The 20,984-nt window shown below is 63.3% G+C and carries 16 protein-coding genes; 3 read left to right on the top strand and 13 right to left on the bottom strand.

All coding sequences use genetic code 11. The features are described 5' to 3' along the window. Positions 1-19: 19 nt before the first annotated feature. Positions 20-1,042 (bottom strand): type VI secretion system-associated FHA domain protein TagH, encoded by a 1,023-nt coding sequence (gene tagH, locus NKI37_RS11065; RefSeq protein WP_023692193.1) that lies wholly within the window; start codon positions 1,040-1,042, stop codon positions 20-22. Between the two features lie 271 nt (positions 1,043-1,313). On the opposite strand from tagH (NKI37_RS11065), the gene NKI37_RS11070 reads away from it, so the two are divergent. Genes NKI37_RS11070 through NKI37_RS11080 form a run of 3 tightly spaced genes read left to right on the top strand, consistent with a single transcriptional unit; the run spans position 1,314 to position 5,150 of the window. Then, positions 1,314-3,647, top strand: a complete 2,334-nt coding sequence (locus tag NKI37_RS11070) for a type VI secretion system Vgr family protein (RefSeq protein ID WP_352787692.1) — start codon at positions 1,314-1,316, stop codon at positions 3,645-3,647. A gap of 7 nt (positions 3,648-3,654) precedes the next feature. Further along, entirely contained in the window at positions 3,655-4,080 is a 426-nt protein-coding gene (locus tag NKI37_RS11075) for a DUF6484 domain-containing protein (protein ID WP_023823522.1), read from the top strand. A gap of 41 nt (positions 4,081-4,121) precedes the next feature. Then, positions 4,122-5,150 (top strand): hypothetical protein, encoded by a 1,029-nt coding sequence (locus tag NKI37_RS11080; protein WP_155923225.1) that lies wholly within the window; start codon positions 4,122-4,124, stop codon positions 5,148-5,150. 45 nt (positions 5,151-5,195) lie between these two features. Here the strand turns inward: NKI37_RS11080 and NKI37_RS11085 are convergent, their stop codons facing one another. The 12 genes from NKI37_RS11085 to tssF form a co-directional block, all read right to left on the bottom strand. Then, positions 5,196-6,071, bottom strand: a complete 876-nt coding sequence (locus tag NKI37_RS11085; RefSeq protein WP_023823520.1) for a hypothetical protein — start codon at positions 6,069-6,071, stop codon at positions 5,196-5,198. A gap of 6 nt (positions 6,072-6,077) precedes the next feature. After that, positions 6,078-7,163, bottom strand: a complete 1,086-nt coding sequence (locus NKI37_RS11090; RefSeq protein WP_023823519.1) for a DUF4150 domain-containing protein — start codon at positions 7,161-7,163, stop codon at positions 6,078-6,080. 3 nt (positions 7,164-7,166) lie between these two features. Next, a complete protein-coding gene (locus NKI37_RS11095; protein ID WP_155923223.1) occupies positions 7,167-8,033 on the bottom strand; it encodes a hypothetical protein in 867 nt (288 codons plus the stop codon). A 149-nt stretch (positions 8,034-8,182) separates the two neighbouring features. Then, positions 8,183-9,265, bottom strand: a complete 1,083-nt coding sequence (locus NKI37_RS11100; RefSeq protein WP_352444489.1) for a DUF2169 family type VI secretion system accessory protein — start codon at positions 9,263-9,265, stop codon at positions 8,183-8,185. Positions 9,266-9,281: 16 nt separating this feature from the next. Continuing rightward, positions 9,282-9,824 (bottom strand): type VI secretion system-associated protein TagF, encoded by a 543-nt coding sequence (tagF, locus tag NKI37_RS11105; protein ID WP_023726336.1) that lies wholly within the window; start codon positions 9,822-9,824, stop codon positions 9,282-9,284. Beyond that, a complete protein-coding gene (gene tssM / locus NKI37_RS11110; RefSeq protein ID WP_023823516.1) occupies positions 9,806-13,342 on the bottom strand; it encodes a type VI secretion system membrane subunit TssM in 3,537 nt (1,178 codons plus the stop codon). The genes tagF and tssM overlap by 19 nt, the downstream gene beginning before the upstream one ends. A gap of 1 nt (position 13,343) precedes the next feature. After that, a complete protein-coding gene (icmH, locus tag NKI37_RS11115; protein ID WP_352787693.1) occupies positions 13,344-14,669 on the bottom strand; it encodes a type IVB secretion system protein IcmH/DotU in 1,326 nt (441 codons plus the stop codon). A 4-nt stretch (positions 14,670-14,673) separates the two neighbouring features. Continuing rightward, the gene (gene tssK / locus NKI37_RS11120) at positions 14,674-16,008 is read right to left on the bottom strand and encodes a type VI secretion system baseplate subunit TssK (RefSeq protein ID WP_352787696.1); all 1,335 of its coding nucleotides are present in this window, start codon (positions 16,006-16,008) and stop codon (positions 14,674-14,676) included. Positions 16,009-16,167: 159 nt separating this feature from the next. Further along, on the bottom strand, positions 16,168-16,620 hold the full coding sequence (tssJ, locus tag NKI37_RS11125; protein WP_023673710.1) for a type VI secretion system lipoprotein TssJ: 453 nt from the start codon (positions 16,618-16,620) through the stop codon (positions 16,168-16,170). Positions 16,621-16,623: 3 nt separating this feature from the next. Then, positions 16,624-18,105, bottom strand: a complete 1,482-nt coding sequence (tagH, locus tag NKI37_RS11130) for a type VI secretion system-associated FHA domain protein TagH (RefSeq protein WP_352787698.1) — start codon at positions 18,103-18,105, stop codon at positions 16,624-16,626. Beyond that, the gene (gene tssG / locus NKI37_RS11135) at positions 18,102-19,145 is read right to left on the bottom strand and encodes a type VI secretion system baseplate subunit TssG (protein ID WP_352787700.1); all 1,044 of its coding nucleotides are present in this window, start codon (positions 19,143-19,145) and stop codon (positions 18,102-18,104) included. The genes tagH (NKI37_RS11130) and tssG overlap by 4 nt, the downstream gene beginning before the upstream one ends. Beyond that, positions 19,109-20,983, bottom strand: a complete 1,875-nt coding sequence (tssF, locus tag NKI37_RS11140) for a type VI secretion system baseplate subunit TssF (protein ID WP_352794437.1) — start codon at positions 20,981-20,983, stop codon at positions 19,109-19,111. The genes tssG and tssF overlap by 37 nt, the downstream gene beginning before the upstream one ends. Between the last annotated feature and the right edge of the window lies 1 nt (position 20,984).

Genomic DNA, 20,984 nt, shown 5'->3' on the forward strand with positions numbered 1-20,984 from the left:
TCTTCAGCGGTGCGCGGGCTTAGCCCTTGCCGGTCTTCTGTTTGGCGGCCTTGGCATAGGCTTCACTGAAATAGGTGAGGAATATGTCCAGCATGCCGTTCTCGTGCGCTTCCTCCTTGGCCCGCCAGGTCGCGACCAGCGCGTCCCAGGCGCGCGTCTTCTTCGAGGCAAAGGAGGATGGCGGCAGTTTTTTCGCAATCGCCTCGGGCGACAGATCGTCAAGCAACCGCGACAGCGCTGCCTGCATGGCGGCGAAGGTGGCGAATTCATGTGTTTTGAGGTCGTGGAAAGCGTCTTCGATGCTGTGCCTGGCATCGAGATAGCCGGCCCTGCGCCGCGCGAACATGATGTCGAGGATTTCGTCTGTCCCGGGCACGAACTTCAGCGGATTGTTGTCGGCGGAATTGATCATGGTCCGGTCGCTGGTCTTGGCCAGGACTTTTGCAGCGGCGCGCGCCTTCAACAGCAACACCAGCTCGTCGACGACGATGCGCAGCACCGCGCCGATCTCGCCGGCTACCTCCTGCGGTTGGCGCAGCAAAAGCACCTCTGGCGGAATGCCGGCGCCGGCGGCAATCGCGCGCAGGATCTCGTCGGCTTGCTGCGGCCGGCTGGAGACCGAAGCGGGTGGCGCGGTCGGTGACCGTGGCGATGCGACATGGTCTGGAAAGGATCCGGCAACTGGCATCTGCCGTTGCGTCGAACCATGGCCACCGAAGGCTGGGTTCCCGTCATCGATCGACACCGAGACGATATAGCGGCCGATCCGGAGCCGGTCACCTTGCGCCAACCGATGCGGGCCGGTCAGGCGCTGGCTCGACCCGTTGACGAATGTGCCGTTGCGCGAGACGTCGTGGAGAAAAAAGGCGCCGCCTTCGTAGCGGATTTCGCAATGTCGGCCGGAGATGAACTTGTCCGGATCGGGCAAGGTCCAGGCGCAGTTCTCCCGCCCGATCTCGAAGCCGCGGTCGCGCGATGCGTAGCCGGGCGGCAGCCCGGCAGGCAGGACATCGACATTGCTGATCTGCAGACTGATGAACATGCGCTATGGACCGTCGACCGCTGCCGTTTCCATTGATCCGATGTGCCACAGTCTAGCAGCTTGCGGGCACAGCGGGAGAGCGGCGTTTCACACTGGCGAAAGCGGCGCCAACAGCAACTGCCTGCCGCTTGTCCTCTTTGGTCTGCCATAGAACATGTGGTAGGCTCAACATGGCTTAGGTGGCAAGTTGCGAAATGTCCCTGAACGTGAGGTCGTTAACACAAGAAGGGCATCGAACCTGCCACACTAGCGCTCAGGAGGGGCACGACCCATGCCGAGTGAACAACGCGCCGCGCTTGTGCAGACGCCGGTCGGCGCCGAACTGTTGACTTTCACGCATCTCGTCGGCCGCGACGAGATCAGCCGCTGCCTTGCCTACACCGTTGGATTTGTCTCGACCAATGCCGATATCGACCCGCTGAAGATGCTGGGCGGCGCCGTTTCGATCGAAGGCGAGGCCGATCCCAAACGCTGGTTCAGCGGCCTCATCGCCGAGTTTCGCCTTACCCGCATCGAAGATCGGCTGGCTCACTATGAGGCGGTCGTCAGGCCGTGGCTGTGGTTCCTCGGCAATACCACCGACTGCCGCATCTTCCAGGACAAGACTGCCGTCGAGATCGTGGAGGAGATTTTCTCCAAATATGGCGGCATCGCCAAGTTCGAGAAGCGCTTGCAGGGCTCCTATCCGCCGCGCGAATATTGCGTGCAGTACGACGAGAGCGACCTCGATTTCGTGCAGCGGCTGCTCGAGCATGAAGGCATAATGTACTTCTTCGAGCATGCCGAGGGTGAGCACACACTGATCCTGGCCGACGCCATGAGCAAGCTGAAGCCAGCGCCGGGCTATGAGACGGTGCTCTATCAGTTCGAAGGGCAGGGCTCGCGCCGCGACGTCGAGTACATCACCGACTGGATTCCAGGCAGCGCGGTGCGCCCCGGCGCCTATGCCCACACCGACTATGATTTCGAGAAGCCCGCCGCCGATTTGATGGCGAAGTCGGCACAGCCCTTCGGCCACAAGCAGGCTGCCGGCGAGAACTATCGCCACCCCGGCGCGCATCTGGAAGTCGGCCGCGGCGACAGCCTGGCGGCGATCAGGCGCGAAGAAATCCAGGCGGCGCATATGCGCATTGCCGCCGTCGGCACCGTGCGCGGCCTGTTCTCCGGCTGCACCTTCAAGCTCGACGGCTTTCCGCGCAAAGACCAGAACAAGGAGTATCTGGTCGTCAGCGCCGAATACCGGCTGTTCGATCCGGGCTACCGCGCCGGCGTCGACACCGATGGCGAGAATTTCAAGGTCGTGCTCGGCGTGGCGCCGACTTCAGTCGCCTATCGGCCACCGCGCATCACGACGCGGCCGATCATGCGCGGGCCACAGACGGCGACGGTCGTCGGTCCGTCCGGCGAGGAAATCTTCACCGACAAATATGCCAGGGTGAAGGTGCAGTTCCACTGGGACCGCCTGGGCAAGAAGGACCAGAAGAGCTCCTGCTTCGTGCGCGTGTCGCAGACCTGGGCCGGCAGCGGCTGGGGCTTCATCCAGATTCCCCGCATCGGCCAGGAAGTGATCGTCGATTTCATCGAAGGCAATCCGGATCTGCCGATCATCACCGGCCGGGTCTACAACGCCTCGCAGATGCCGCCCTACGGGCTGCCCGGCAACGCCACGCAGTCGGGCTGGAAATCCAACTCGTCGAAGGGCGGTGGCGGCTACAACGAGCTGATGTTCGAGGACAAGGCCGGCTCCGAACTGGTCAATTTCCAGGCGCAGAAGGACCATCACCTTCTGATCAAGAATGATCGCCAGAAGCTGGTCCAGCACGACCAGTCCGACCGCATAGACCACGACGCCAAGCACTCCGTCGGTCACAACCTCGACGAGGACGTCGGCAACAACAAGACGGTCAAGGTCGGCGTCGACCAGACCACCAATATCGGCAACAACGACACCGAGACCGTCGGCGTCAACCGCTCGCTGACGGTGGGTTCGAACGAGACGATAAGCATCGGCTCCAACTCGACCGAGACGATCGGCGCTAATCACACGCAGACCGTGGCGATCGTGCAGACGGTGACTGTTGGCGCGGCGCGGGTCGATACCGTTGGGGCCTCCGAGACCCGAACCGTGGGTGCGGTGCAGACCAATACCATCGGCGCGACACGCTCAATGACCGTGGGCATCAGCCAGACGCACAACATAGGCACGAGCGATACCTGGACCATCGGCGCCGATCAGAGCATCAGCATCGGTGCTGGCCAGACCGTCGCGATCGCCGCGTCACAGGCCACCGATGTAGGCGCTTCGCGCACAGCCAAAATCACGTCGAATGACTCCACTGAAGTTGGTGGCGGGTTCATGCTCAAGATTGCAAAGGGTAGCCTTACCGACATCAAGGAAGACTCGGTTACAAAGTCTGGCAAAAGCCTGTCGATCGAAGCGGCGGACGACATCACCCTAACATGCGGAAGTTCGAAGGTTGTCATGAAAAAGGATGGCACGATCGTTGTGGAGGGAAAGGACATTTTCTTGAAGGCATCTGGTAAGATCAACGCCAAAGCCTCGGGTGACATCATCCTGAAGGGCTCGAAGATCAACGAGAATTGAGGTCGCGATGAGCAAAGTTGTCGAGCGTATCTATGGGGTGGTCATCGGGCTGTTCCTTGGTTTCGACGATCAGGGTCCGCTGGTTGTATTTCCCGGCAATCCCGAGGATGTGGCGCTGAGGGCCAGAAGCCTGGTTGAGCTCAATCAGGCTATGATAGGATCAGAAGTGGCGTTGCTGTTTCAGGACGGCGACCCGAGACGTCCGCTCATCATGGGACCGATCATCGAACCAGCCCGCAAGCGCGCGGCCCAGCGCGTTATCAGCGATGGTGAATATGTCCGACTGAAGGCCTCGAAGAGGATCGAACTTCGCTGCGGAAAGTCCAGTCTCATACTTGACAGTGATGGACATATCTCGCTTCGCGGAAAATACATCGTGAGCCATGCTAGCGGTGCGAACAATATCCGCGGTGGCTCCGTGAATCTGAACTGATGACTGGGCCACAGGTCACAACGCAGGCGCGGCCCAACAGGGTGGCTGATGACGTGCTCCGTCAGCATGTCGAATTGGTGGCATTCCTTTGGGCGCAAAGAGATACGCTGCTGAATGCAGACCCGCCGGACGTTCAGGTGGCAAAGAGCTTTGGCGACCGGCTTGAGGTGCATCTAGACGCGCTGCGGATCGCCGGCGCGGCGGCTTGGCCATTTGCCATCGAACAATGGGCCGATTTTCCCGACAAAGGCGAACTTTTCACGTGTGCATGGCTGGCAATTGAGCTGGAAGACGAAAAAAGCCTGAACGAGTCGATTGAATTCTTCCGCGCTGAAAGGAACGCAGCCTACGGCTTTGTTGGCGCGTTGGAAATCCATCGAGCGGACAAGATCGCGAGGTGGGTCAGACAGTGGGTGTCGCACGAGGATCCCGTTAAGCGGCAACTTGCCGCTCACGCGATCGACGTGCACAAGATGGACCCCGGCAGAACGCTTTTGCGTTTGCTAAAGGACTCTGGCGCAGAGACGCGGTGTATCGGTCTTAGGCTCACGGCGAGACTTCGACATATCGAGCTTGTCCAGGTTGTCGCGGCGCTGCTCGATGATCGCGATGCCCAGGTACGCTTCTGGGCCGGTGTCGCACTCGCAGAGCTTGGATTTGGGGAGCGGGTTAGGCCCGATCTTGAGGCCGTAGCCGCATCAGACGACGCTAACGCACTCACCGCGCTGCGTACTTTGATCAATACAACGCAGTCGAGGGAAGTCCGGTCCTGGCTGGGAGGTCTGATGCGCGCCGCGAACCCGGCGGCTGTCCGCGCAGTTGGGATGCTCAACGACAAGACCCAACTCAACTGGCTCGTCGATCGCATGCGCGAACCCGCGATGGCCGCCGCAGCGGGTGCGGCTTTTCTGGAGCTCTTCCCCGACGCTGCGCAAGAAGATGATTTGTTCACCATTGACCCAGCCGAAGCCGGTTTGGAATTTGTCCACCGCTTCGAATATGGCGAGCAAAAAATCCCGCTGGCTGACAAAGTCATGGAGTGGGCCAAGGCGAGTGGATTTTTCGGATAGGGCCAACCTTGCAGCAGCGATCTCTCCGCACACGCGTGGAACTGCTCAGATCCCTATCGGGTGACCGAAAAAATATCTCTGCCCCGCCTTGAAGCCCCCGATCTCATCGCTGTCGAAAAATGTCTCGAGGATTCCGGCAGCCTGCAACGATTTCAAGTTGCCGTTTCTATCGAACATTTTCGAGCAATTGATGCCTGTGGTAGCCTCGAACAGCGTCGCTTCCCGTGCCAGCCTTTGCTCCCGCTCCTCGTCCTGTTTCAAGTTGCGATACATGCGCTTCGCAATCTTGGCGATGTCGATCGCCTCGCCTCCATAGATCGGAATATCCTTGGAGCCTACGCGCTCTAGCACCGCATCGCGCGCCTGCTTCACTTGGTCGAAATATCTCTCGCGGTTAGCTCTCTCGACCCAGCCCTCGTCCGTCAAGACTTCCTCCATGGAACCCGCCATCAATGGGCCATCCTCGGCTTCAAGAAGGAAGGATATTTCCTGCTCGATCTGTCTTAGCGGCTCGATGTCCCCAGCTCGTTTGTGCGCTTCCATAAGGTAGTCGACCGCAGAGAGGTTGGATGTAGCTCCCAGTGCAATTGCCAGGAAATAGAGGAAATTGTCTCCGCTTTTGTCCTCGATATGATCGAAAGTCTGCCGCACCGACTGAAGTGTGCCGGCATAACCGGAAATGTTGGCGATCGCATGCCAAAGTAGGTAAAGCGGATTGTCTCGCATCAACGGGCCGAGTTCCGGAAGCCTTGAAAAGTTTCCGCGCGTGCATCCTAGCAGAACCGCTGCTATCCGCTCCCATGCGCGTGTGCTCGTTTCGAGGCGGGCTAGGTCCAACGCATAGAGGTCGAACGACTTGGGATGAAACCCATAGCTGAGTTCCTCGAATGCGGTGTTGGCGATCTTTGGATAGTGTTCCATGTCTACTCAATAAATTAGGCTCGCGACCTTTTCCAGTTCGCTCTGGTCATCTTCGATATCGTTGCAGGCCTTGGTGTTCATGTAGTGCTGGGGAACGACGTTTCCTTGATCGTTGCAACCACCTGCCATGCGCGGCGTCTTGTGGTTTAGTTTGCTAGGTGGTGGCTTGTTTGGAGGGGGATAAGCAGCGGGAATCGGATTCGTCGGGTTCATCTTGCTCCAGATACTCAGAACCGCGCTCTTCTTCTTCGAGCTGAAGGCGTCGCCCGCTGCCTGGGCCGCTGTTGGACCAAGTGGTCGCTTCACGGTCGGACGATGTCGCGTAATCTTATCGCGATGCTGAGGTATGTCGAAATGGAGTGCGCAGCCCTGGTTCTCCTTCGTCTGGACATTTGGGCAACTCGGCTGGCCGTCCTTTCTTTTCTTGCGCTGCCTGGTCTTTCTTCTGTTCATCCGCTCGAGGGTCTCAGTTAGTGTATCTTTCTCGGCCTGCTTGTCCGGCACTTTGATCAAGCTGATCTGCTTTCGCCAGAAGGCGCCCGCCGTCATCACCCGATACGGTCTCTTGGTCTTGGGGTCCTTCTGCCACTTATGCAAAGGGTTGCCGCAACAGGGACATTTGCCGGCTTGGATGGCCGCCTTGGCCTGTTTCATGTCCTGGGTTTCATTCGTAGGCGCCGGTGGCGTTGCGCCGATCTGCGAGGCGTGATTGCTTGTTGTTATGTCGATATGCCGGCAAACGTTCTTGCCCTCGAACTTCACCGTCATCGCCCAGGCTTGGAAGTAGGTCTTGCCGGTGATTTGGTGGGTGACGACAGACGCGCCAAAGCTCCGGGTGGCCGCCTCGTTGCCCAAAGGCGACGATTTGTAATAGGACTTTTGGGCGAGCGCGGCGGGTTTGCCGCCGATATTGACCGTCTCGGACCCTTCTTGGAGGTCTTTCGAAAACGACGTGTCAGGATAAGGAACCGGGATAGGCCCGGCTGGCGGCGAAGGCGGTGACAGACACACGTCGGGAAAGCGCGCCAATGACTTGTTCATGCCGTTCTTGCCGGCGATTTCCCACTTCTCGGCGAAGACGTCCTTTGTCATCGGTCAACTAGGCCTTCTGGGTGCCACAATTGCTGCGGCCTTTGGGCCGAAGCAAGAGCTTGCGTGAAGCGCGGCGAGCTTTCCCGGCGCATAGTTGCGCGCATAGGCTTGCTCGGCCCAGGCGAACTGGATGATGCCGGCGGCGGCGCCGCTGTCGCCAATGCAATCCGCTGCGTGCCAAACGTCTTGGCAGGGCCGGACTTCACGCATATTGCGCATCTGTGCCAGCACCAACTCTTCGAAAGCGTAGCTTTCACCCGCAACGTCGGACAGGCGAAACGAGACTTTGTGCATAGGCACGCCGGCATCGGCAAGCGCGGCCTTCAGGGCGGCGCTCAAGCCGTCGGCTCGGAAGGGCGTCTCGTTGAACAAGGTCGACCCCTCGACGCCAAAACCGATGCCGAGAATGCTGATCGCGGTCAAAGAAGCGGCATCGCGCGTCACCACCAGGATCCCGGCAGCTTCACCAGGAACCAGTCCGTCGGTGACTGCACTGGTTTTCAATCGCTGATGTAGATCAAGCCACGACAATGTGCGCGCATCCACCAGGCTATCGACGGCGACGATGATGCATGCGGGATATCCTTCGCTCTTCAAAAGCGTCTCGGCATGGGACAATGCGGTGAAAACCGCGACAGGGCCGCCCGCGATATGCAGCAGCTTCGGTCCCGTCAGCCCGCGTCCGTCCGGTAGTGTTATTCCCGCCAGAATTCCTTTGAGCCTGCCACCAGGCATTTCGTTCTCACGCGTGCACAACAGAAGGGGCATCTGCCCCCAAGGCAGACCGGTCACGGTGTCGGCATCGAGTTGCTCGAATGCGAGTTTGACCAGCGCCGAGATGCGCTCGCGACCTCGCAGCTTGAGCGGCAAGGCGTCGACTGTTGCGCCGATGATCGGCTCGCCTTCCGCATCATGATAGCTCAGCTCGTTGAATGCGGCTATTTTTCCCCGCATGGCCGCGATCGAACTGGCGGCGCTGTAGCCAACCGGTGTCACTAGGCTGATGCAGGAGACCCAACTCATGACAGGCGCCGTTGGTTTTTCAGGGCTTCAATTGCCACGCCCAGTCCAGCGTAGTGTGGCTTGTCATCATCATCCGGGATGAGATTAACGCCAATCTCCACCTGCTGCAGTTTCACGAATTTGCGCGGAACCTTCGTGCTCACCCGGCCCACTAACACGATTTTGCCTTCGTGCGGCACGATGTTCAACGTGTCGGGAACGAGGGTCTTGCGCTCAATGCGGTCTTCGTAGACAAACCGGACGGGCACGGAGAGCCTTGGCAACCTAGCCGCGAAGCGCCCTCTTTCAGTCATCCCCAGGCAGCCGAAAACCATCCCTTCACTGAGCAGATCAAGCCACTGATCTTGTGGCGCCGCCTGGAAATAGCGATCATCAAAATCCGTCGGCAAGTAGGGAAAAATATTGTCGAGCCAGTTCTTGTCATAGGTGCCCGCATATTGCGCGCGCTGTTTGGCGAAGCGCGGCACCGGGCCGAAGCCGATCGGCTTCACGCGGTCGTTCCAGATGCGGACACGTGATTGCGGGTGCTCCACGCACGGCAAAAGGACACCGTCGGGATTGGCTTGGCTCACCAGGAAGCCGGTGCCGATAGGGTTCACGCCATCGCCGTGCGGCTTCTCGGGATCTGTCCTGTCAGTTCCCCCGAAAGTGAGATGCCACGCGAGAGGCATGCTGACAAAGGGCGTAGTCCGTGAGGCCTGCACACCCAGACCTGTCTTGAACCAGCGTCTTTGCCCGGTGAGGATGGCGCGTTTGTCGATGCCGGGCCCGATCAGCGCAACTTCCATCGATTCCATTGGACGGCCGATTGGTGCGACCGCCTGGGCGTCGAGCAGCACTTCGCATTTTGGCTTGACCGGAACGAAATCACTTTCGACGCGTACCGACGTTGTCTCGGGATCGCCGTAGTGGGTATCGGCGTAGACGAAGGGTGACTGCGTCGTGCTGGGCGTGCAGTTGCCTTGCTCATCGACATCGTATGTCGCGCGAACGACCGCGACGCAGAACTTCACGCAATGCTTGTCCTGATAGGGAAAAGTCTCGGCGAGAAACGGGGTGGTGTTCTGGCTGACGAACATCAGAGTTGCGCTCCCATCAGCTGGTCTCCCAGCTGCCGGCGAGGATTGTCTCCAGCGTCGGTTGCGGCGCGTGCGGACCGATGTCGAAAATGTCGGAGTGCGCCGTCCACATCACCATGTCGGCGATCAGCTCTTCGCCCGGCTCGGCCTGTGGCATCGGCAGTGCCGTCAAAGCTGCATCCAGTTCTTCGGGCGTCAGCTCGCCCTGCTGGGCGGCGGTGGCGGCCTCCTCGATTCCGGCAAACCATGCCTCGGCATGCGTCAGCGCGACAGGCGCTTCGGGTAGCAGGGCAACGACGCTCAAGGGGAATTTCCGGCCCACCTTGTCGGCGCTCTGCAGGATGATGCCCGCCGACGCGCCGAAGGAGTTCGGGCCGGCCAGAAACCGCAGCGCCGTGGCCGGCGGCCAGATGTCCTGGCCAAACAGCGGCACCAGATGCTGCGCCAGCCAGCGGTCCCAAAGCCGCACGAACTCGCCCGTCAGCCGCCGGCTGACGAAGTCGCCGGTGGCGGGCATTTTGCCGTAGAAGCCAGGCAGGATCAGATCTGCGGCGGACATGAGAATTTCTTGAACATCTGGAGGTTGTAGGGATTTTCGACACTCGCCGCCTTGAGCTTGAAATCGGCGTACATGCCTTTCGTCCCCAGCCGCAGGCTGTAGACATCGGACAGCGACGTCCCGGTGAAGCGGCCGCCGCGCAGCATCCTCAGCCACGCCCAGCTGCCGGTCTCGTTGAGCATGATTTCGGGCGAGCCGTCGATCGGCTGGAAGGCGAGCGAGATGACGCCGGTGCCGTCCTTGCCGGGCCACGTCATCGGCTGAGGTCGCGTCGCATTGTTGAAATAGACCAGGTTCTGGCCGTCGAGGTTGAGCGTCACGCGGGTGACGTTGGGCGACAGGTCGGTCGGCTCCAGCGTGAACGCCATCACCGGGCCCTGACCGCCGGGAAAGAGATCGTCGCGGATGCGCCGCGCCTGCTCGAAGGCGGCGAGCGCCGATGGGTCGAGGCCGAAATCGGCACGCCATTTCCAAGGCTGCGCCGAGGTGTCCACATAGCTGATCAGATGGTCGTTGATGAAGCCGTCGATCATCCCTGCCGGTCCGAACAGGCGGGCGAAGTCGCGCACATTGACGTCGACGGCGCTGTCTGGGCTGAACGGATAGCGGTCGTTGAGCGCGGCCTGGCAGAAGGGCAGGATATCGGCGCGCCAGATGGCGTTGAGCTCGGAGGCCACGGCCTTCTGCGTCAACCCGCTGGTGTCGCCGGCAATGCCGCTCAGCCAGGTGTTGACCGGGTCGGGCAGGATCTGTGCCTGGCGGGCGACGGCGCCGGTCAGTTCGGCCAGCCCGCCCTGTTTCTTGATCGCGTCCTGCGGGTCGGGATTGGCGGTCACCGTTTGCAGCACATTGGACAGCGCCGTCAGCGCAACGACCGCGGCATCGAGCGCCGGCGGCTGGCCGTCGACCTCGGCAATCGTGCTCTTGAGCGGCTTGAAGTGTTCGGCCACCAGCGTGCCGGTCAGGTCGACTTCGCTGGCCGATCCTGCGCGCGGCAGCAGCTTGGCGCCAGTCTTGACGATCTTGCCCAGTTTGCCGAGTTTGCCCAGCAGTTTCGAGCCGCCCTTCGCCGCCGCCTTGTCGTCGGTCGGCGCCTCGTCCGAGCGGGTGAGGTCGACCTCCTGGACCACCGCCGTCAGCAGCCGCTTCAGCGCGGAATCGGCGCTGGAAAGGTCTTTCAGATTCTCGCTGGCAATGTTGAGGTCGCTGAGCGGCGCCAGCCGCATGTCGCGCAAAAAACTGTCCCACTGCGCGATGTAATCGTCATAGTAGAGCTTCAGGATATCTTCCGACAGCGCCGACACCGAGGTCTCGGAATTTTCCGAGCAACCGCCGGCAAACACCGCGCGGTCGAGTGCCGCCTGGGCGGCCACATCCTCGACCCGGTCGAGGATCGCGTCGTGGAAGCCGTCATAGGTGAAGGCGCCTGATATGCCGACGCGCAGCGTCTTGTCGGAGCGTCGCGAAAACACCTTGGCGCCGTTCGGCCCGGCGAAATTGGCGGGGATCCATTCCTTCAATCCGGCCACCGCCGGATCGGCCAGCAATTGCTTGTAGGCCCGCGCCGGCAGCGAGATCGTGCAGACCGTTTTCAGCGCTTCGGCGACCAGCGCCTGGTCGGGCGCGATGTAGCTGTCGTCGACCGCCATGCGCCGGATCGCGGCCAACTGGTGTTCTTCCGCATCGGCGGTCGGGAAGGGCGCGGCCGGCGCGAATTCGGGCAGGTCGTTCACCCACCAATTCTCGACGAAGTCGGAGTCCATCTGAGACAGGCCGGTCATCATGCGGTAGGTCTTGAGCGCCCCCAGCATGAAGTCCGGATCGCGGATCTGCCGCCACATGGTCGCTTCGAGCAACGCCACCATCCGCGGCTCCAGCACGTTGCGCAGAGCGTGGTCATAGGTGTCGGTCTGCGCCCGCATCATCTCGGCCGAAGCCGATGGTCCGAGCAGGTCCTGTGCCTTGTTGGGAGGCGCAGTCCTGGCATTGGCGACTTCGTCCATGGCGGTCAGGGCAACGTCCATAGCCGGCTGCAGCACCGAGGCGGGCGTCGCGGCGGTCGACGTCAGCGGCGCCTGCAGTGCTTCGAACTGGCCGGCTTGCGCGGCGATGGCGTTGCGATTGTCGTAGTAGGACCAGGTGAACAGGCCGCCGGCGAGTATGGCCGCAGCCGCGCTGGCAGCGGCGGCACCGCGCCAGATCCAGCTGCGGCGGCGCTGCGCCAGCGGATCGAAGGTGCCGAGCCCGGCCTCCTTGAAGATCACCTCGGTCAAAAGGTTCTTGAGGAAGAAGCTGCGCTTCTCGAAGCGCTGCGTCGGCATCGTGCGTCGTGCCGGCAGGCCGAAGGAGGAGGCGAGCGCCGCGGTCAGCCGGTCGATCGGCGCGCCTTCCTGGGTCGCCGAGGTGAGATAGAGGCCGCGCAGCCAGGCTGCCTCCTCGTAGCGGCTCTCGCCGAACATCGCCTCGACCAGCACCTGGATCGGCTCGGACAGGCTTTGCAGCTGTGCGGGAAAGCGGAAGATCTCGGCCCGTTCGGCCAGCTTGTCCTCATCCTCCAGCCGCGGCACCAGCCGCTTTTCCAGCTCCCTCGACAGCGTCGTGATTTCGCCCGCGATCATCTTGGCGTCGACGCGTGCATCGAGCGGGAAGGTCGTCCCCCATACCTGTTCGCGCGCCGCCGTCGACAGGCCGCCGAAGAAGGCCTCGAAGCCTCTGATCAGATCGGCCTTGGTCAGCATGAGATAGACCGGCAAGCGGATTTCCAGCCGCTCTTCGAGCTCGGCCAGGCGCCTGCGGATCTTGCGGCCATGCGCCTTGACGGCTTCGTCGCCCTCGGACAGCGCGTCGATCCCAAGCGCAACGATGACGCCGTTGAGCGCACGACGGCCACGATGCTTCTTCAACAGGTCGAGGAAGCCCAGCCATTCCACGGCGTCGACATCGGGCTGGCTTTCCTGCTGGACATAGCGGCCAGCGGTGTCGATCATCACTGCGTTTTCGGAGAAGAACCAGTCGCAGTTACGGGTACCGCCGATGCCTTGCAGATCGTCGGTCAGGTCGATCGGAAAGTTGAGGCCGGATTGGCGCAAGGCCGTCGTCTTGCCGGTCGCCGGGGGGCCGACGATCACATACCACGGCATCTCGCGCAGGAACTTGCGGCCGCCGAGCTTGCGGCGCTTCAACTCGACCATGACGTCCTGGAACTTGGCGCCGACCGCGGCGACGTTTTCCTCGCCCGGGCTGAGCCGCTTTTCCTCGACCGGGGCGGAAATCTCGGCGACGAACATGCGGTTGGCGCGGATCGCGCGGCGCTGCGCGACGATCAGCCAGATCAGCCAGAAGATCACCAGAAGAGCGATGATGACGATGCGCACCGTCTCCGACGCCATCGGCACATAGTCGCCGACCCGTACGATCGGGCCGAATACCCAGATGATCAGCGACAGCAGCGCCAGGCCGATCAGCGTCCACAGGAAACGCGAAGTCAGGACCGCCCAGAGGAAGCGCAGGATGAACATGTCACAGCCTCTTTTCGACCAGCACTTCGACGCGGCGGTTCAAGGCCCGCCCTTCGCGTGTGCCGTCGTCGGCCACCGGATCGGTGGCGGCCCGGCCTTCGGAGCGCACGCGCTCCTTAGGCACGCCGTTCTGAACCAGGATATCGGCAATTTCCGCGGCGCGGGCTTCAGACAGCCGCTGGTTGGTGGACAGTGGGTTGGTCTTTTGCAAGGGAACGCCGTCGGTGTGGCCGACCACGGTGATATCGCCGATCAACTCCTGGTTCTCGAGGATCACCTTGGCGACCGAGGCGATGAGCGGATCGAAGCCGTCTGTCAGCTGTGCTCGCGACGACTGGAAGAGTTCGGGATTGGAGGCCTGGATGACCAGCCGCGCCAGCGACACGCTCTCCGTGCCGCTCAGCGCTCTCTTGAGCTCGTCCGGCGCCGCCGCCTGGAATTCCGGCAGCAGCGCGAAATCCACCGCCACCGGCGGCGGCGCGTCGACCTTCGGCGAAGCGCGGGTTACATCCGTACGCGTCGGCGGCGGCAAGGCGCGAACCAGCGCCGAAAGCTCGACCGCCTGGCTGCTCAGGCTCATCGACAGGCCGATATGGATGGCGGTGGCGATCACCGCCGCCGCCGCAACCATCACCCAGATCGGCACGATGAAGCGCTGCGGTTCGTCGGAGGCGATCACGCCCTTCCAGTTGGGCGACAGCGGTGCGCCTTCGCCGTCGCTGTCGCGCAGGAAACGCGCTGCAGCCACCCGCACCGCATTGAGCGAACGGTCGCCGGAGCGGCCCGGCACTCGATATTTGCCGCGGAAGCCGAGCGCCATGCAATGATACTGCAACTCCAGCATTTCGCGGTCGCGATTGGGATGGCGTTCAAGCTCTTCGAGCCGGGCGAAGAACTGCGCGCCGGCATCGACGTCGCCGCGCAGCATCACCACCAGCGGCTGGCGTGGCCACGCGCTGGCTCCGCCCCACGGCGTATTCAGCGCCAGATCATCGAGCAACGCAGCCACCAGCCACGCGGCCTGGTCGGCGCGCTCGAGCGAGGAGCCCTGCGCCATGGTGGTGTCGCGGCAGCGCACAAGTTCGTCGAGCAGCCTGGTGCGCAGGGCTTCCGGATTCTCCGGCGGCTGCGCGTTTTCGAGTTCGGGTGCAAATTCCAGCAGCGGCGAGAACGCGTTGACGAGCACGTTCGGATGCGCGCGCGCGGTGCGTTTCGCGGTCACCCCTGACGCCGGCAGCGGCATGGCGCGCGGCGTCGGCGCTCCGCTCAGCCGAATGCGCGTCCGCTCCCGATCCTCGGACAGTCCGAACGGATCGTCCCTGCTCATCATCTCACCTGTTGACCGAGTAGCAGTCGACCTGCGGTTCGCTGGGCAGCACGCCCGAAACGCCGATCACGAAACCGGGCGCTTCGAGCAGCGAGGCCCAGTGCTCGCTTTTCTGGTCGAGTTCGAGGCACAGCCGGTCGCCGTCATAGGGAATTTCGCGCGGTTGCGAATGCAGGGGCTTCAGCGGAATGCCGGGCAGGCGTGATTTCCACAGCCCTTCGAATTCGCTGGCCGAGCCGACGGTCGCCTGGTTGACGAAAATCTTGCGCAAGGCATCCTCCGACAGTTCGGAGCCGATCCGCACCACGATGCGGCTCGCCACCAGAAGTTTCGGGTTGTCGATGCGGATCTTCCACACATTGGTGGCATGGCGCATGACCGGCAGGGCGCGCGATTTCGGCTCGATGTAGCGCAGGCTGAGGATCAGCGAACGCAGCGCATCGGCCAGCGCCGAATAGGCGGGTCCGGGCGCCATGTGGTCGTAGACAGGCAGTTCGCCGAGCCGCCTTGCGCTCGAGCCATAGGTCGCCATCGAGCCGGCTAAGCCAGCCAGCTCCATATAGACCTCGGCTGGATGGAAGACATCCTGCACCAGCATGTGCGCCAGCCGCGGCCGCGCGGCGTTGACCAAATTGAGGATCAGAAGATCCTCGACGCTGCGCCCGGGGCCGCCCAGCACCATCTTGCCATGCGCCTCGGCGATCTGGTCGAGGCCGGTGACCACTTCCTGCAGCAGCCGGCTGTACCAGGACGCCGCGCCGATGACCAAGGTCGGCGGCAGGAAGGTGTCGTCCAGGGCCACGCCGCCATCGGCGCGCACGCCCTTGAGTTCGGCCACCGGCAGCGCTGTGTAACCGCCGACGGCTGTGCCCGGCGCCAGCAACAGTGCCTGCGGCCGCGCGATCTCGATTTCCTCGGGGTCGGACCCGCCATGCACGGCGTCGCGCACCGAGACGATCCGCCCGCGATAGCGAGCGCCGGAGGGCTCGGCATGGGCAGGATCGAAACCGACGCCGCCGGGCGGTTCGAGCGGCAGTGCGATCAGCACTGGCCCTGCGCCCATCTCCGGCGTCACCGCCAGCGGCCGCGGCGCATCCATCGTCTCGGGGATCGCGAACGGCGTCCCGTCGGGAAAGATGCCGCGCGCCGAAAGCACCGAGATCTGGCCGGCATCGAGCAGCGCCTGATCGAGCGTCAGCGTTCGAAAGCCGAACGTATGCAGATGCCCGGCCTGCAAGGCGCCGCGCACCGTCGCTTCGAAGAAGCGGTCCTGTTGCTGGAAATGCTGGGTACGGAGAAACAACCCCTCCGACCACAGCACCCTGTTTGCGTCGCTCATGCCGGCACTCTCTGCTTCCTGCTCATCACCCTGGCGCGGCTTGCGGACTTTTGCCGCCCATGCATGTCGCTCAAAAGTGGTCACGGTTTTGAGAGAACGACATGCATAAAAATAAAGATCTAAAGCGCGTCGCCTGAATCCGTTCAAACGCGACGCGCTTTAGGCGGAAATCCCGCCGCTGCCGAGCTTCACATTGACCGTGAACTTCGATCCCGGCGAAACCGATTTGGTCGTGCGCCAGTTGCGTCCGCCGGGTTCCCTGATCAGCGCGACGAAGCCGAGTGCTGCCACTTCTGGCTCGACCGTGATGGTCTTCGATGCGGTCTTGCCGGGTCCGACGGAAACCGTGTCGGAGCCGATGAGATCGCCGCCAAGTGCCGCGCCGGCACCGCCCTGCAGGGCGAAATAGTCGGCCGAGTTGAAGGCGCCGGTGCTCTTCAGGCGCAAGATCATCACCGTCACCGGCCTGTCGCCGCCGCCCGGTCCCGGGTTCATGCCGGCGCCGCCGGCAAGATTCACTGTGATGACGGATGGTTTCGGCGGGCCGCTCTGGCAAGCCGTCAGCAGTCCCGTAGCCCCGATGGCAAGAATGAATTCGCGTCTGTCGATCATGTCTCAGTCCTCCTCATATGCATCACGAAAATCAGCGCCGATCTCGCCCAGAAAACGCGTCTCGGCGCTGTGAGCGATTTCACGGTGGCGTTTCTGGTACAACTCCCAGAGCTTGGCTCCGCGCCCGCCGGTCAGCAGATTGCCGATCGCCGAACTCGACTTCAGTTCCTGCTCGATCGCCGCCGGATCGAAGCGGTCGATCATGCGCTTGAGCGCGCCTTGCACGCCGCGCCAGGCGCGAACGTGATGCTGCGCCAGATCGCGCACCGCGTCCTTGATCGCCGCCTCGGCGCCGAGGAAACCGGGGCTGCGCTCGGCCAGGATGGTTACCAGCGCATCGTCGACCGAGGGCAGGAATTTGAGCGGGTTGACTTCGGATGCGCCAACCACGGTCTGGGCGACGCGAGCGTTGCCCTTCTCTTCGGCGCGCTTGCGCAAAAGCTGCATCAGCCCTTCCATCATCAGCCGGTACTCGCGGCCGAATTTTTCCATGTCGGCCACCGGATCGCCGCCGGGAAAATCGGCCTCGTCCATGCCCATGCCGCGCAGGAAAGCGGCGCGCAATTCCGCGTCCGACGGTCCGGCTGACGGCCGCGCCGCGGATTGGCGGACAGGAGCGCGTGGTGGCGGTGGAGACGGGGGAGGCGGTGGCTGCGGTGGCGATGGCTCGACCGCGCGGACTGGCAGATCCCAGGGCGCTGCAGAGGGGGCAGGCGAGGGCGCATCGGTTGCACCGCCATCCGTCACGCCGGCGTCGAGGCTGGTGGACCCGGCAGGGCCGAAACCAAACCCGTCATCGTAGGCCGGCAGCTTCTCAGGATTGGATCTGCTCGGCTCTCTCGACCGCGGCGCGGAGTCGAGGCCGAAGGGATCGTCGAACGATGGCTTGGCGCCGTTTCTGTCAGTGGGCTCGGCCACCGGCGTTGCCACAGGGTCGAGGCTGAACGGATCGTCGAACGCCTGCGAGCTGCGTTCATCGGACCGCGCACGCGCGAACGCCCCGGGCACCGGCTTTTCGAACGGATCGGGCAGGTCGGCAGGGCGTGGCCGTCCCGGCTCTTCTTGGGTCGTGGACGAAAAGAAATCGTCGCCGCCGAGACTGACCGGCGCCCGCGACGCCGTCGGCTTGCTGGGCATCGAAGGCCTCAAGGCCGGCGCCTCGGTCTTCGCTGTCTGCAAATCGACGCACACCACATAGTCGCCCAGCCGCAGCCGCATGCCGCTTTGCAGGCGCTCGGAATTTCCCGCGCCGAGTGGGCTGCTGGCATCGTCGATGAACAGCCCGCTGCTGGAAGTATCGGTGACGAAATAGCCGCCCCGCTTGCTGGTGATCTTGCAGTGGGCGCGCGAGACGAACATGTCGGGATCGTTGATCTGCCAGTCGGCGTCGGCGCTGCGGCCGATTACCAGCTCGCCCTCGTCCAGCCGCGCCTGCCGCGTGACTTGCGCGCGTGGTCCCTGTTCGAGAGTCAGAAGCAGGCTCATGCCGCCACCTCTTCCCGCCAGCCGACGATGGTCCGCAACCGCATGTCGTCGGCGTCCCCCTTTTCGACCGGTCGCGCCAGCCAGGTGGTGCGGGCAAGCTGGACGGTGCCGAGCTTCGCCGGCGGCACTGCCTTTGCCGCAAGCACGATCCTGAGATCGACATCGATGGTCTCGCCGATCAGGTCGCGCACCGCCTGCTTCAACAGCTTCAGCCGCTCACCGCCCGGCAGGAAGGCCTTGTAATCGATATAGCTGAGCGCGCCGATGCGCAGCTCGATGCGGCTCTGCCGGCTGAAGCTGCGCGGGCCGATGGTGGCGCTGCGGCCGAGTGTGGCATAGCTGCCGGCCAGCCGGCTCTGCAGCGCCTTGGGAATGGTCATCCAGGCGCCGACGAATTCCTTCAGCACCACCGGAACCTTGAAGGCTTCGGCCAGGAACAGGGTCAGCCGTTCGGGACCGTCGACCTGGCTGGCGAGCGAGGCGGCCTGGCGAAGCTTTACCGCATCGAGTTCGGCGTCCTGGGTGCCCGGCAGCCCGATGCCGGCCATGGCTTCCAGCATGGAGCGGACGCGGCCGCCGACACCGCGTTCGACCTGCACGGCCGGATGCGCATCCGCCCAGGCGCGATAATAAAGCGCGATCATCCGGTGCTGCAGGATGTTGACGAAATCGACGAAGGTCGTGTCGCTCGTCTGCCGCGCCTCGGCGCCCGCATACCAGCGCTGCGACAGCCGATCGAGCACCCAGCGCGTCATATGCAGCGGCATCGGCCCTTCAGGCCCGAGCAGGCCCAGATTGTTAACCGTCACCCGCGCCGGCGACTTGTCCGTCGGTTCGCGGAAATCCACCACGTCCTGCACTGCGAAGGACAGCCGCACATTCTGGCCGAGCCTTGCCGGCTCGCGGTCCGGCCGGCCGGAATGGCCGAACAGGCCGCCTTGCCGCTCGAGCCGGCGCAGCAGTTCGAAAAAGTCGAAACTCTCGGACAGGGTTGCGGCTCGCTCTAGATCAGGTAGCGATTGCCGGGCGTCATCGGCCATGGCACATCCTCCTGTTTCTGGAGCAAGCGCGTGCGTGTGCGCACGAACCCGTTTATTCCGGCATGACGGGCAAACAGCCGCGACAGCAGGCCCGACATCAGCAAGGTGCTCTGCCCAGCCAGCACCGACTGGTCGACATGCAGCGTCACTTCCGTGCCGCGCCCAAAACACATCGGACCTTCGATCGCCAGCCTTTCGATCACCGCGCGCGAATCGATGCGCACGATCGAGCGTACATTGCGGGCAAGCCCGGGATCGCCGCGTTCGGCATAGAGATCGAGCAGCGCATGCAGCGGATCGACGCCGCGCCCTTCCTTGGCCAGGCTGAGGAAGTTCAGCGCCAGCTGCGACACCAGCCGCCAGGCCAGGTCGTCGGCGCGCGACTCGCTGTCGGCGCCGGTCGGCAGCGCTGCCGGGATGGCCGGCTGCGGCGAACGCAGCGCGCCGAGCAGCCTGACCGATTCCACCGGGTCGCCCGCTTCCAGCGTCAGCGTTGGCGTGTCGTCGAGGATGGCAAGATCGCGGTTTGTGCACAGTGCCACGACGTCGACGCGCTTGAGCGGCCGGTTGGCCTGACTGTTGACTGGGCGCGACACCGCCAGGAAGACGTCGTCGCCGGCATAGGAGGTCCGCGTCACGCCCTGGCGCCGCTCGTCCTCGGTCGGCCGGCGCGGCCGCCGCTCCGTCGAATAGACCCAGCCGCTGCCGCGATTTTGCCCAAGGCTGAAGAGTTCCGGTATCTCCGCGTCGGGTCCCTCGGCATCGGCGTCTTCGACGCGGATGACGCGGTAGATTTCAAAGTCGCGCGCCCGCGTGCGGTCGGCATGCAGCACCTGGCGTGTCTTGCGCTGGTCGAGCTCGACGATGTTGCACTCGCGCTCGAAGAGATTGATGATCGGGGTGGCGAAGAGATCGAAATCCGCCGGCGTCAGATCGGCGAGTTCGGGCACCGGACGCCGGAACAGGAAGATGATTTCGAGCCCGGCCTGGCATTTGCGCACGACCGGCAGCAAGCCGGTGACGCGCCCATAATGGAAGCGCTCGGGCATCATGAAATATTCGCGCAGCAGACGGTAGCCTTCGAAGGTCGGCCGCGTGCGCGGCATCAGCGCCTCGGCATCGGCAATGCCGACCATCTCCGGCGGCGGTAGCGGCGACAATGGATTGGTCTTGCCTTCCGGTCGAGCGCCGACACCAGAGCAGACTCCGAAGATGGCGTCGAAGATTAGCGGCGCCTTGGTGCGGTTGGCGAAATAGAAGTCGAGCCGGTCGAGCGCCAGTTCGTCGAGCTTGCCTTTGCCGGTCCGCGCCAGCGTGATGCGAAGTGCCGCTTCGCCGGCCTTGCCGGCGATCGGGCCGATGCCGGCGGCGGCAAGCGCGCTGCGGTCCTGGAAATAGCCGACCGAACTGATCGCGATCGGAAACAGCGTCATGTCCTGCGCGGTGGTGAAGGTGCAGCGTGTCGACAGGCCGGCCTGCAGGCTGGAGACCAGCCGCGTGCCGCGCTTGACGGCGTGGCCGGCAAGCATTGTCTGCACCTGCTGGCCGGGCTTCAGCACCACCATGGCGGTTGCCGGCGCCGGCGTGACGAGATCGGGATAAAGCACGTCGAGGATGCTGCGCGAAAACCGCGAGCGCTCGGCATCCACCTTCAGGCGCGTGCGCGCGGCGAGGAAGGCGACGCCGTCGAGCAGCCGCTCCACATAGGGGTCGGGACACGGCACCGTATCCAGCGACAAATTGCGGGCAACCGCCGGATGCATGTCGGCGAACTCCGCCGCCAGCCCGCGTATGTGGGACAGTTCCTCCTCGTAATATTCTACGAAGACCCGGTCCATC

It is taken from the genome of Mesorhizobium sp. M0626 (assembly GCF_040320665.1).
Taxonomy (GTDB): Bacteria; Pseudomonadota; Alphaproteobacteria; order Rhizobiales; family Rhizobiaceae; genus Mesorhizobium.